This is a genomic window from Selenomonadales bacterium 4137-cl (assembly GCA_032334055.1).
Taxonomy (GTDB): Bacteria; Bacillota; Negativicutes; order Sporomusales; family UBA7701; genus Anaeroselena; species Anaeroselena agilis.
This window is the reverse complement of sequence record JAUOZS010000001.1, coordinates 3,913,173-3,925,363: the sequence shown is the minus strand read 5'-3', so window position 1 is coordinate 3,925,363 and position 12,191 is coordinate 3,913,173. Positions and strand designations below refer to the sequence as shown.

The window sequence follows — 12,191 nt, the reverse complement described above, 5'->3', positions numbered from 1 at the left end:
TATTTATATATTCTGTCCGCAAAAAGGCGTTTCCTGGCGGCGCGGGGCGAGGGGATAAGTTTTTTTATGTGGTCCGGACCCGCGCGTGGCGGTATAATGTTAGTGTGCCGGCCGCCGACAGGCGGACGGGATGTCTGATTTGGCAAGGAGAGTATGTTGTGGCCGATTTTACCACCGCTAAAGAGAATTATGTCCGCGGCGTGTTTGCCGCTATCGCCCGTCGTTACGATTTGATGAATACGCTGCTGAGCTTCAACCGCGATAAGTACTGGCGACGGTTCGCGGTCGAGAGGACGGGGCTGGCGGCTGGCGGCCGGGCGCTCGATGTCTGCTGCGGGACCGGCATGCTGGCCCTGGAGCTGGCGAGGATCGCCGGGCCGGAGGGGCGGGTGACGGGCCTGGATTTTTGCCGGGAGATGCTGGATGTGGCAACTGGCAATGTCGCCGCGAGCCCGTACGGCCGGATGGTCGAACTGGTGGAGGGCAACGCGATGGCCCTCCCCTTCCCTGACGACAGCTTCGACTGCGCCACGATCGGTTTCGCGCTGCGCAACGTGCCTGATATCGCCGCCGTGCTGGCGGAGATGCGGCGGGTGGTGCGGCCGGGCGGGATGGTCGTTTCCCTGGAGTTGGCCAAGCCCAGTGCACCGGTTTTCAAGCAGCTTTATTACTTTTATTTCGAGCAGGTCCTTCCCTTGCTGGGTAAGGCGGGGGTGGGCGTGGACGGCCCGTATCGCTGGCTGCCGGAGTCGCTCAGGCGCTTTCCCCACCAGGCCGCGGTGCGCGATATTTTCACGGCGGTGGGGCTGAAGGAGGCCGTTTATCACGAGCTGACCGGCGGGATAGTGGCCGTGCATACCGGCAGGAAGTGAGGAGGTGGGCGTTTGCGCCTGGGAAAGTTCGCGATTTTCCTGGAGATGATAAAGTTCGAGCATACCGTTTTCGCCCTGCCGTTCGCTTATATCGGCGCGCTGCTTGCGGAGCAGCGGCTGCCGAGCTTCCACGATTTCGTCTGGATTACGCTGGCGATGGTCGGCGCCCGGACGGCGGCGATGTCGCTCAACCGCATCATCGACCGCCGTATCGACGCCGCGAATCCCCGCACGGCGGCGCGGGCGCTGCCCCGTGGCCTGCTGCCGGTGTGGACGGTGTGGCTGTACACGGCGGTGTCGCTGCTGCTGCTGGCGGTGGCGGCCCATGAGCTTAGCCCTCTCGCTTTCCGCCTTTTCCCGGTGGCGGTGCTGGCGCTGACTTTTTATTCTTACACCAAGCGGTTTACCTGGCTGTGCCACCTTTTCCTCGGCGGCACACTAGCCCTGGCGCCGCTGGGGGCGTGGGTGGCGGTCACCGGGGCCGCGAGCGCGGCGGCGCTGACGCTGGCGGCGGCGGTGATGCTGTGGGTGGCCGGTTTCGATATTATTTACGCGTGCGACGATTACGATTTCGACCGCACAGCCGGTATCTACTCCATCCCGGCGCGCTTCGGCATCGCGACCGGGCTGCGGGTGGCGAGAGTTTTCCACGTTCTTGCGGCCGGCCTGTTCGCGCTGTTCGGCTATATGCTCGGCCTCGGAGCGTTTTACTGGCTGGGGACGGCGGCCGCGACGGCGCTGCTTTTCTGGCAGCATCGCCTGGTGAGCCCGGCCGATCTTTCCCGCGCCGGGGTGGCGTTTTTCAACCTGAACGGGACGCTGAGCGTGGCGATGCTGGCGGCGGTGTTCTGCGAGGTAGTGTTTAAATGAATCGGTTAGGGAAACAAAAGAGCCGGACGGTTAGTCCGGCTCTTGCGCGACTTACGATTCGGCTTTGAGTTTCTGGAGAGCGAGGTATTTTTTCTGGAGCTCGTCTTCGAGGACGCCGATTTCCTTGAGCAGGGTGTCGACGGCCGGGCCTTCGCACTGGCCGGTCAGGAAGACGGTTTTGCCGTATTCCTTGAAGAGGCGGTCCTGCTTGGCTTCGAGAATTTCCATCTGCAGGCGGATTTCGGTGACATCCTTAGCCCACTTTACTTCGTCGCCGAGGTCGTCCCACAGTTCGCGGGCCTTTTTGGCGAAGAGGTCACGGTATTCTCTGATGCGGTCCTTGTCCATGGTGATTCCTCCTTTATCTGGCGTTATTTTATTTATTCTGGACGGTGACTGCCCGCTCCTGCCGAACGGGAGTAAAAAAACGCGAAGCAGGCGATTTTTCCCGCGACCGGAACAATGTTTTCGCGAAAAAGACACTTGACTTTACCAAGGGGATGAATTATAATCAAAACTAAATTTATACGGCAACGCGTTGAAAGGGAAGCCAATTGTTGCGTGCCTTCAGAGAGCCGGCGGGTGGTGCGAGCCGGTGGACGGGCAGGCGGTTCCGCCCTGGAGCGGCTGGTGACGAATCATGACGGGCGCCGCCCGATAAAGCGGCATAAGTTGGCCGTTTGGCAATGTGGGTGGCAACGCGGGAATTACTCTCGTCCCTGTGGGGATGGGGGTTTTTTAGTTGGCTGCTCCGGCTGCGGCATAAGCTGGGTGGCACCGCGGGAAAATCCCGCCCCAATTTCGGGGCGGTTTTTTTATAAGCAATTTCATTTTTGGAGGGAGCATCATGAAAATACTCGTATCCGACCCGGTATCAGAAAAAGGCATAGCGATCCTGCGCCAGGAACACGATGTGGATGTCAAGCTTAAACTGCCGCCCGAGGAGCTCGTCGCACTTATCCCCGGCTACGACGCGCTGGTGGTGCGCAGCGAGACCAAGGTCACCAAGGCGGTGATCGAGGCGGCCGATAAGCTGAAGGTTATTGGCCGGGCCGGCGTGGGCGTGGATAATATCGATGTGGACGCGGCGACGAAGAAGGGCGTCATCGTGCTGAACGCGCCGGAGGGCAATACGATGGCGGCGACCGAGCATACGATGGCGATGATGCTGTCCCTGGCCCGCAATATTCCCCAGGCTCACCAGTCGGTCAAGAGCGGCGAGTGGCAGCGGGGCAAGTTCGTCGGGGTGGAGATGCGGGGCAAGACGCTCGGCGTGCTGGGCCTCGGCCGCATCGGCACCGGGGTGGCGAAGCGGGCGCTGGCGATGGAGATGAAGGTGCTGGCGTACGATCCCTTTATAACCGCCGATCATGCCCGGGCGCTCAATATCGAGCTTGTCGAGTTCGACGAGGTGCTGGCCGGCGCGGATTTCATCACAATGCATCTGCCGCTGACGGCCGATACGAAGGGCCTGTTCGGCAAGGAGACGTTCAAGAAGGTGAAGCCGGGGGTGCGGATTGTCAACTGCGCCCGCGGCGGGGTGATCGACGAGGCGGCCCTGGCCGAGGCCATCAAGGACGGGATAGTGGCCGGCGCGGCGATCGACGTGTTCGAGAAGGAACCGATCGATCCGGCCAATCCGCTGCTCGCCGTGGACAAGGTGGTGCTGACTCCCCATCTGGGCGCGTCGACCGCCGAGGCCCAGGTGGGCGTGGCCGTCGATGTGGCGGAGGGCATCCTCGTCGCCCTGCGCGGCGAGCCGGTGACGACCGCGGTCAATATCGCCCCCGTGCCCGCCCATGTGATGACGGTTATCAAGCCGTATCTGGGCGTGGCCGAGAAGATGGGCTGCCTGGCCGTACACCTGGCCGACGGACGCATCGAGACGGTCGAGGTGGAGTATAACGGCCAGATCAGCGAGGTCGACACCCGCATGCTGACAACGGCGGTGCTGAAGGGCCTGCTCGGTCCTATCCTCCAGGAGACGGTCAATTACGTCAACGCCCCGGGGGTGGCCAAGGGCCGCGGCATTAAGGCGAAGGAGATCAAGAGCAAGGAGACGGCCAACTTCGCCAATCTCCTGACCGTCCGCATCCGCACGGACAAGGGGTCCCATATGGTGGCCGGCACGCTGTTCGGCAAGGAGGAGGCCCGCATCGTGATGATCGACGGCTACCGGGTGGACGTGGACCCGTCGGGCTGGCTGCTGATCGGGCCGCATATCGACAAGCCGGGCATCATCGGCAAGGTCGGCACGATCCTCGGCGAGCACAGCATCAATATCGCCGGCATGCAGGTGGGCCGCACCGAAACGGCCGGGACGAGCATAATGGTGATGACGGTCGAGGCCGATCTGCCTACGCCGGTTATGCTGAAGATCAAGGCGGTGGACGGCATTCTCGGCGCTAAACTGGTCAATTTCAATATCGGCTGAGCGAAAGGGAGGTCCTGATGGCAACTGTAAAACCTTTCCGCGGCCTGCGGCCGGACCCGGGGCTGGCGGCGAAGATCGCCGCCCTGCCCTACGATGTGATGGATTCCGAGGAGGCCCGCCGGATCACCGCCGACAACCCGCTCAGTTTTCTGCGGGTGACCAAGTCGGAGGTGGATCTGCCGGCTGAGGCCGATCATTATTCGCCGGCGGTGTACGACCAGGCGCGCGCCACTCTCGAGAGCTTCGTCGCCCAGGGGTACCTGCGGCAGGATGGCGCGCCGTGCTATTACGTGTATAAGCAGACGATGGGCGACCACACGCAGGTGGGCCTGGTGGCCGCGGCGTCGGTCGACGAGTACGAGCAGGGGATCATCAAGAAGCACGAGTTCACGCGGCCGGACAAGGAGCTCGACCGGGTGAACCATATCGCCGCGACCGACGCGCAGACCGGGGCGGTGTTCCTGACTTACCGCGCCGACCGGGGTATCGACGCGCTTGTCGAGCGTTGCCGCCGGCGGACGCCGGCGTACGATTTCACCGCCGACGACGGGATAAGCCACACGCTGTACGTGGTGGACGACGCGGGCGATATCGCCGCCATCGAAGAGGCTTTCCGGCAAATACCGGCGCTGTATATCGCCGACGGCCACCACCGTTCGGCGGCGGCGGCGCGGGTGCGGGAAAAGTGCCGGGCCGCAAATCCCGGCCACACCGGGGAGGAAGATTATAATCGCTTCCTGGTGGTGATATTCCCCCATGATCAGGTGCGGATAATGGATTACAACCGCGTGGTGGCCGATCTTGCCGGCTTCGCGCCGACCGATTTTCTGGCTGCCGTCGCCGGAAAGTTTACGGTCGAGGAGCATCCGGCCGGGGCCTGCAAACCGGACGCCGCCCATACCTTCGGCATGTATCTCGCCGGCCGCTGGTACAGGCTGACGGCCCGGCCGGGGAGCTTCGACGGCACCGACCCGGTGGCCGGTTTGGATGTAAGCATTCTGCAGGATAATCTGCTGGCGCCGCTCCTCAAGGTGGGCGATCCCCGCACCGACAAGCGGATCAATTTCGTCGGCGGCATCCGCGGCATGGCCGAGCTGGAGCGGCTGGTGGACAGCGGCCGCTACGCCGTGGCCTTCTCGCTTTACCCCACTTCGGTGGAGGAGCTGATGGCGATCGCCGACCGCGGCGCGATCATGCCGCCGAAGTCGACGTGGTTCGAGCCGAAGCTCAGGGATGCGATGGTGGTGCATTTGACCGGCTGCCGCTGATCCGGGCGGCGCCGCGTGAATAACTGTAACAGGCAGGAGTCTTTCGGGAGGCAAAAAATATTTTGCCTCCCGATTCTTTGCATGCTTAAAAAAAACAGGAACAGCTTGCCAATGTGTCGAAATTTTTTCAATTATAGGATAATTATCCGCTCCGATCGGATGGGGGGGGGGGCAGCCGGGATGAGTACCGATCCTTTGATGATCGCCGCCAGGGTGGCTTTTTCATACGCTGTGATCGCCGGGCTGTGGATCGTGTTTTCTGATACTGTTTTGTTCTCGATCGTGAAGGATCCGGCCGCCATCACCGCCCTGCAGGTGGCGAAAGGCTGGGGGTTCGTGGCCGCGACGGCGGTGATGCTGTTTTGGGTAATCCGCCGCAATGTCAAGGCGATCGTCTGCTCAAAGCAGGATCTTCATGAGCGCAACGAGGCTCTCGCCCAGGTGAACGAGGAACTGACCGCCGCCGAGGAGGAGCTGCGCCAGCAGTTTAGCGAGCTTGTGAGCAGCCAGGACAAGATCCGCCGCCAGAACGAGTGTCTGCTGGCTCTGCGGGAGACGGCCTTTGCGCTCATGCACGAACGGGACGTGGAGGCGCTGCTGCGGCTGATCGTAGAGAAGGCGGCCGCTTTGGGTGAATCTTCGCACGCTTATCTGTATACGCTCACCGACGACGGTCAGGCGATGGAGCTGAAGGTGGTGATCGGCACTACCATCAGGGAGATCGGGTTCCGCCAGCGCCGCGGCGAAGGGGTCGTCGGCCAGGTATGGAATTCCGGCGCGCCGCTGGTGATCAACGATTATGACTGTTGGGACGGCCGCCTGGCCGGGGACGGTTTTTCGCTCATCAGGACTTCGACGGGGTTTCCGCTGATCGTCAGCGGCGAGGTCGCCGGGGTTTTCGGGGTGAATTATTTTGACCGCCGCAAGCTGGACGAGCAGGTCCGGGAGCTGCTCGCGAGCTTTGCCGAGTTGGCTTCGATAACCCTCGCGAACGCCCGCCTTACCCGTTCGCTGCGGGAGGAGTTGACCGAACGCGCCCTGGTCGAGGCCAGCCTGGAGCTGCAGCAGGCCCGTACCCAGGCGGCCCTGGACGCGATGCCCGATATTATCCTCCGCCTGAGCGCGGACGGATACTTGCTGGAGTTTAAGGAGGGCGGCGACTGTAAAACGGTCGTCCCGCTCGCCGGGTTTATCGGCCGCCATCTCTGCGATTTTGCCCCGCAGTATGTTGAGGAGAGAATAACTCTCGGAATTGCGGAAGCGGTCAGAACACGGGTTGTGCAGGAGTTCGACTATGAGATCAGCGCGCCGGACGGCATAATTTTGCACCGGGATCTGCGTCTTGCGGCCACGGCCGACGGCGAGGTCATCGCCATTATCCGCGATATCACCGAGCGCCGCCGGATGGAGCGCGTGCTGAAGCAGATGAGCCTGACCGATCAGGCCACCGGCCTGAACAACCGCGCGTTCTTCGAAGCCGAGCTGCGGCGGATGAACGACGGGCGTTTTTTGCCGGTGGGGGTTATCGTGTGCGATATCGACGGCCTGAAGCTCATCAACGATACTTTGGGCCACGAGGCCGGCGACAGGCTGATCGCTGCGGCGGCCGGGATGATCGCCGCGTGCTTCGGGGCCGGGGATGTCGTCGCCCGCACCGGCGGCGGCGAGTTCGGCGTGATTATGCCCAACAGCGATGCGGCGGCGGTCGGGGATGCCTGCGAGCGTATCCGCGCGGCGGTGTCCGCTTACCGGGAATCTACCCGGACGCCGCTGGCCGTTTCGGTCGGCCGCGCTGTCCGCACGGGCGCGGATGAGACGCTGGGCGATACCTTTAAGGCGGCCGACCGCAATATGTACCGCGAGAAGCTTCATAGCAAGCAGAGCGGCCACAGCGCGATCGTGGCGACGCTCGCCCAGGCTCTGGAGGCCAGGGATTTCGTGACCGACGGCCACGCAGACCGCCTTCAGGAGCTGATGGTGAAGCTGGCCGTCGCCGTTGGCGTGCCGGACAGCGAGCTGCCCGACCTGCGCCTGCTGGGCCGGTTCCACGATATCGGCAAGGTCGGCATCCCCGACCAGATTCTTTTCAAGCCCGGCCGCCTGACCGCCGAGGAGTTCGAGGTGATGAAGCGGCATTCGGAGATCGGCTACCGGATCGCGCTGGCTTCCCCCGAGCTGGCGCCGATCGCCGACTGGATCTTGAAGCATCAGGAGTGGTGGAACGGCGAGGGCTATCCGCTCGGCCTGGCGGGCGAGGCGATTCCCCTGCCCTGTCGCATGCTGGCGATTGTCGATGCTTACGATGCGATGACCAATGACCGCCCCTATCGCCAGGCGATGACTCACGCCGAGGCGGTGGCGGAGCTTGTCCGTTGCGCCGGCCGCCAGTTCGACCCCGGCCTGGCGGAGTTGTTTGTGAAGCTGCTGCATGCCGATTAACGCTGCCAGCCCGGGCGATGCGCGCGGGTTGTTTTTTTCGCCGGGCCGGGTTTGCGCATAATTTTGTTCCGCCCATACAAAGCTAGCATTGGCGGGGATCCGGCCATCCGGCCATTAGGAAATCTGATGGCGCCGGAAGAGGATTGTCCGGGCCACGGACCGAAATAAAACCGGGAAGGAGTGATAGTTTTGGAAAAAAGGGTTCTCGGCCGTACCGGCCTGGAAGTCACCGCCATCGCTTTCGGCGGCCTGCCCATGCAGCGCTGCACGCTGGCCGAGGCGGGACCGGTGCTCAACGCGGCGCTGGACGCAGGGATCAACTTTATCGATACCGCCCGCGCCTATACGGACAGCGAGGAGAAGATCGGCTGCCACGTTTCGTCCCGGCGGAAGGAGTATTATCTGGCCAGCAAGAGCATGGCCCGCGACCGGGCAGGCATGGCCAGGGATATCGATATTAGCCTGGCGACCATGAAAACCGACTATATCGATTTGTATCAGGTCCACAATGTCAAGACACGCCCCGATTTCGAGAAGGTGCTGAGTCCGGGCGGCGCGCTGGAGGCGCTGCAGGAGGCGCAGAAGGCCGGGAAGATCGGCCATATCGGCATCACCGGCCACAGCATGGATTTGCTGGTAGAGGGCCTGAAGACCGGTCTGTTCAGCACCGTGCAGGCGCCGTTCAACTGTATCGAGTCGCAGGCCGAGCAGGAGCTTTTCCCGCTGGCGCGGAAGGAGAATATCGGCATTATCGTGATGAAGCCGCTGGGCGGCGGCCAGATCGACAATCCCGATCTGGCGCTGCGGTACATTCTGGAGCACGATATTACGACCGCCATACCCGGGATGGACGAGGTCAGGCATGTGGAGGAGAATCTCGCGGCGCTGAAGAATTACCGCCCGCTTTCCGCCGCGGAGCGCGAGGAGCTGAAGCGCCTGGCCGCCGAGATCGGCGCCAATTTCTGCCGCCGCTGCGGCTATTGCCTGCCGTGCACCGCCGGTATCGATATTCCGACGATGTTTATTTTCCATCTCCAGTATACCCGCTATAATATGAAGACCGCCATTCCCGGCCGGTACGCGACGCTGCCGGCGAAGGCTTCGGACTGCACTGAGTGCGGGGCGTGCGAGTCGCGCTGCCCCTACGATATCCCCATCCGCGAGCGGATGAAGAAGGTGGCCGCGGATCTGGGCTAGTCGCCCGCGGGCTGCTCGGGCTGTTCGGGCTGTGCGTCGGCGGCCGGCGGGGCCGCGGGCACGGGCTCAAGCCTGACCGCGACGCCGCCCAGGTAGGGGGCGAGCAGGTTGAAGACGGCGGCGCTGGCCAGGGCGACGACGCCGGTGGCGACTCCTACCGTCAGGCCGAGGAAGGCGCCGCCAAGGACGCCGACGGCGCTGCTTTCGAGCAGGCCAAGGATTATGCCGCACGCCCCGCCGACGCACGTGCCGGCCGCGAACGCCAGCCGGAAGACGGCGCCGCACGCGATCCGCGTGACCGTGTAGTTGTACATGCCATCACCCCTTGCCCCGAAGGAGGTATTCACATGGCCGAGAAAGTATTCGACATTGCCGTTGTCGGCGGCGGACCCGCCGGTCTTTCGGCCGCGCTGACCGGGCGCATCCGCAATAAGGAGGTCGCCCTGTTCGAGCATCTCGATTTCAGCCAGAAGCTGCAGAAGGCCCATCTTGTGGACAATTACCCCGGCCTGCCCCAGATCACCGGCAAGGGCCTGATGCAGCAGATGGCCGCCCACTGCCTGGCCCATGAGCCGACGATCATCAAGGAGAAGGTGCTCAATATCTACCCAGGCGAGGTTTTTACGCTGCTGACGCCTGCCGCGACTTACGAGGCGAAGGCTGTCATCCTGACGACCGGCGTGGTGGCGACGGTGCTGTTCGCTGGCGAGAAGGAGTTCCTCGGCCGCGGCGTGAGTTACTGCGCGACCTGCGACGCGATGTTCTACAAGGATAAGAACGTGGCGGTGATTTCTTATACGGCGGAGGGCGAGCACGAGGCGACGTATTTGGGCGAGCTGTGCCGCCAGGTTTATTACCTGCCGCAGTATAAGGGCGAGTTGCCGCGCTTTATGGAGAACGTCAGGGTTGTGACCGACAAGCCCCGGGCGATCAAGGGCGACAGCCAGGTGGAGGAGTTGGCGACCGACCAGGGAGCGCTGGCTGTCGACGGGGTGTTTATTCTCCGCCAGTCGGACCCGGTGGAGAATGTTCTCCCCGGTCTGGAGCTGGACGGCGAGGTGATCCGGGTGGGGCGCGATATGGCGACAAGTATTCCGGGCGTTTTCGCCGCCGGCGATTGCACGGGCAAGCCCTGGCAGATCGCGAAGGCGACCGGGGAGGGCCTGGTGGCGGTGCTCAGCGCCATCGGCTATCTCGAATCGAAAGCCAGGCAAGCCGCGCCGTGAACCAGAGCGTCGCGTAACCGAAAATCGGGAAAATCATTTTGATCAGCTTGGCGAAACCGAACTGACCGCAGATCGCGGCGGCGGCGGCGACCACCACGGCGGCGAGGGCCGGATGGAGGCCCGTCGCCGCTGCTGTTTTTCCGGCGCAACCGTACAGGCTGGCGAGGGCGGTGGTGTACATCGCCGCTAGCAGGATGGCGGCGTAGATTATGCTGGAAAGGGGATGCTGGCGACTGGCGATTTCGAGGATGGGCACCTCCTGAGTGAGGCTGGCGGGATGATGGAGCATGACGATCAGGGTTATGAACGCTGCCAGGCCGCCCAGGATTAGGCCGCCGAGCACTCCGCCGCCGACGCGGCTGGCGTAGTGGGGGATCGTGCTGCCGAGCGGCACGAGGATGGTGGAGCCGACGGTAAGGTTGTAGGAGACGTAGATGAGGGTGGCCAGCAGCCAATGGGGGGCCGACTGGCTGGCGGGGGCGGGCGGCGCCGCGCCCAGGCCCGGGTCGGCGGCGTGGTAGGCGAGTGAGTAGAGGCCGACGACGGCGATGGCGGCGATGAGGAGGGGGGCGATGGCCATGTTGGCGACGGCCACGCCGCGGATGCCGCCCAACACGGTGACGGCGACGACCGCTCCGGCGACGGCAAGGCCGAGGTAAAAGGGCAGGCCGAGGTAGTCGCGGCCGACGGTGGCGATGCCGGCTAGCATGACCGACAGCATGACGAACAGGAAGAGGGCGGTGAGGACGTCGAGGACGAGGGCGGCGCGGCGGCCGCACACGTGGTAGATGGCCTGGTGGTAGGCGGTGGCCCTGAGACGGTAACCGAGCTCGAGCAGCCGGCCGCCGAGCCAGGCGAACAGGATGGTGGCGACGGCGATGCCGGCCAGACCGGCTTTGCCGAAGCTGGCGAAGAACTGGACTATTTCCTGGCCGGAGGCAAAGCCGGCCCCGATGACGGTGCCGGCGTACGCGGCCCCTACGCGGATGGTGTCGGCAAGCGCCTTGGAGCAGCGCACGTCGGTCCCTCCCTCCCTTTCGCTAAATGATATGAGGGATGGGGCGCTTTCTGACGTGGATTTTTCTGGTATCGGCCGGCGCGTGCCGGGAGGGCAGGAAAAGAGCGCGGCCGAGTGCGGCGGCGTTTTACCACAACGTCGCCCGACTGCAACGATCCCTCATAATTGCGGAAGTTTTTACCGGGCATAATCCTCCGAAACCGGGTTATTACTTGAAAGGGGTTAATCCGGAAGGGCAGGGGCAAAATGCGGGGAACTGAAGAGCTAACCGAAAAAATCAGACGGCGGTATAACCGCGCCGCCTTGTTTTACGACATGATGGACCGGATGGTTTCGGCGGATTTGCGGCAGAGGGCGCTCGCCCACGCCAGCGGCAAGGTGTTGGAGATCGGCGTGGGAACAGGCGCCAATCTGCCGTTTTATCCGGCGGGCTGCGATGTGACGGGGATCGACTTTAGCCCGGGAATGCTGGCCAAGGCCCGGGGAAAGCTGCATCTGGCAAAAGTCCCGGTGACGCTGTATGAGATGGACGCCCAGAGGATGGCCTTCGCCGATGGCACCTTCGATACGGTGGTGGCCACCTGCGTCTTTTGTTCGGTGCCCGACCCGGTGAAAGGTCTGATGGAGGCGCGACGGGTGTGCAAGCCGACGGGCAAGGTGATTCTGCTGGAGCATGTTCGCAGCGATGATCCTGTGCTGGGGCGGATAATGGACATCCTCCACCCGGTTTCCCTCTATATGGTCGGGGCGAACATCAACCGCCGCACGGTCGAAAATACGATGATAGCCGGGTTACGGCCCGAGAGCGTCGAGAATGTAAAGGGTAAGATCGTAAAGCTTATTATCGCCACGCCATAGCTGAGGAGA

11 protein-coding genes are annotated in these 12,191 nt (G+C 63.2%); 8 read left to right on the top strand and 3 right to left on the bottom strand.

The features are described from left to right. The first annotated feature begins 158 nt into the window (after positions 1 to 158). Positions 159 to 872 (top strand): demethylmenaquinone methyltransferase, encoded by a 714-nt coding sequence (locus tag Q4T40_20190; protein MDT8903553.1) that lies wholly within the window; start codon positions 159 to 161, stop codon positions 870 to 872. 12 nt (positions 873 to 884) lie between these two features. After that, positions 885 to 1,742: a UbiA-like polyprenyltransferase gene (locus Q4T40_20185; protein ID MDT8903552.1), complete on the top strand. Its 858-nt coding sequence runs from the start codon at positions 885 to 887 to the stop codon at positions 1,740 to 1,742. A gap of 51 nt (positions 1,743 to 1,793) precedes the next feature. Here Q4T40_20185 and Q4T40_20180 read toward each other — a convergent pair whose 3' ends face one another. Next, entirely contained in the window at positions 1,794 to 2,090 is a 297-nt protein-coding gene (locus Q4T40_20180) for a hypothetical protein (protein MDT8903551.1), read from the bottom strand. Positions 2,091 to 2,589: 499 nt separating this feature from the next. On the opposite strand from Q4T40_20180, the gene serA reads away from it, so the two are divergent. The 4 genes from serA to Q4T40_20160 all read left to right on the top strand — a co-directional run bounded on the left by serA (position 2,590) and on the right by Q4T40_20160 (position 9,080). After that, positions 2,590 to 4,176: a phosphoglycerate dehydrogenase gene (serA, locus tag Q4T40_20175; GenBank protein ID MDT8903550.1), complete on the top strand. Its 1,587-nt coding sequence runs from the start codon at positions 2,590 to 2,592 to the stop codon at positions 4,174 to 4,176. 17 nt (positions 4,177 to 4,193) lie between these two features. Continuing rightward, complete coding sequence (locus Q4T40_20170) at positions 4,194 to 5,444, top strand: DUF1015 family protein (GenBank protein MDT8903549.1); 1,251 nt, start codon at positions 4,194 to 4,196, stop codon at positions 5,442 to 5,444. Positions 5,445 to 5,624: 180 nt separating this feature from the next. After that, positions 5,625 to 7,883 carry a diguanylate cyclase gene (locus tag Q4T40_20165; GenBank protein ID MDT8903548.1) on the top strand — a complete coding sequence of 753 codons (2,259 nt, stop codon included), beginning with the start codon at positions 5,625 to 5,627 and terminating at the stop codon, positions 7,881 to 7,883. Positions 7,884 to 8,072: 189 nt separating this feature from the next. After that, positions 8,073 to 9,080 (top strand): aldo/keto reductase, encoded by a 1,008-nt coding sequence (locus Q4T40_20160; protein MDT8903547.1) that lies wholly within the window; start codon positions 8,073 to 8,075, stop codon positions 9,078 to 9,080. Here the strand turns inward: Q4T40_20160 and Q4T40_20155 are convergent. After that, positions 9,077 to 9,394: a hypothetical protein gene (locus Q4T40_20155; protein ID MDT8903546.1), complete on the bottom strand. Its 318-nt coding sequence runs from the start codon at positions 9,392 to 9,394 to the stop codon at positions 9,077 to 9,079. The genes Q4T40_20160 and Q4T40_20155 overlap by 4 nt on opposite strands. 33 nt (positions 9,395 to 9,427) lie before the next feature. Between Q4T40_20155 and Q4T40_20150 the strand changes: the two genes are divergently transcribed. Then, the gene (locus tag Q4T40_20150) at positions 9,428 to 10,306 is read left to right on the top strand and encodes an NAD(P)/FAD-dependent oxidoreductase (GenBank protein ID MDT8903545.1); all 879 of its coding nucleotides are present in this window, start codon (positions 9,428 to 9,430) and stop codon (positions 10,304 to 10,306) included. Here the strand turns inward: Q4T40_20150 and Q4T40_20145 are convergent. Continuing rightward, complete coding sequence (locus tag Q4T40_20145) at positions 10,257 to 11,324, bottom strand: hypothetical protein (protein ID MDT8903544.1); 1,068 nt, start codon at positions 11,322 to 11,324, stop codon at positions 10,257 to 10,259. The genes Q4T40_20150 and Q4T40_20145 overlap by 50 nt on opposite strands. A gap of 246 nt (positions 11,325 to 11,570) precedes the next feature. Between Q4T40_20145 and Q4T40_20140 the strand changes: the two genes are divergently transcribed. After that, positions 11,571 to 12,182: a class I SAM-dependent methyltransferase gene (locus Q4T40_20140; GenBank protein MDT8903543.1), complete on the top strand. Its 612-nt coding sequence runs from the start codon at positions 11,571 to 11,573 to the stop codon at positions 12,180 to 12,182. Positions 12,183 to 12,191 lie beyond the last annotated feature (9 nt).

What these genes read in the sequence shown, in the direction of transcription:
- Q4T40_20180 (MDT8903551.1), bottom strand. Translation starts at nt 2,090, where the DNA reads ATGGACAAGGACCGCATCAGAGAATACCGTGACCTCTTCGCCAAAAAG.
- serA (MDT8903550.1), top strand. Translation starts at nt 2,590, where the DNA reads ATGAAAATACTCGTATCCGACCCGGTATCAGAAAAAGGCATAGCGATC.
- Q4T40_20170 (MDT8903549.1), top strand. Translation starts at nt 4,194, where the DNA reads ATGGCAACTGTAAAACCTTTCCGCGGCCTGCGGCCGGACCCGGGGCTG.
- Q4T40_20165 (MDT8903548.1), top strand. Translation starts at nt 5,625, where the DNA reads ATGAGTACCGATCCTTTGATGATCGCCGCCAGGGTGGCTTTTTCATAC.
- Q4T40_20155 (MDT8903546.1), bottom strand. Translation starts at nt 9,394, where the DNA reads ATGTACAACTACACGGTCACGCGGATCGCGTGCGGCGCCGTCTTCCGG.
- Q4T40_20150 (MDT8903545.1), top strand. Translation starts at nt 9,428, where the DNA reads ATGGCCGAGAAAGTATTCGACATTGCCGTTGTCGGCGGCGGACCCGCC.
- Q4T40_20140 (MDT8903543.1), top strand. Translation starts at nt 11,571, where the DNA reads ATGCGGGGAACTGAAGAGCTAACCGAAAAAATCAGACGGCGGTATAAC.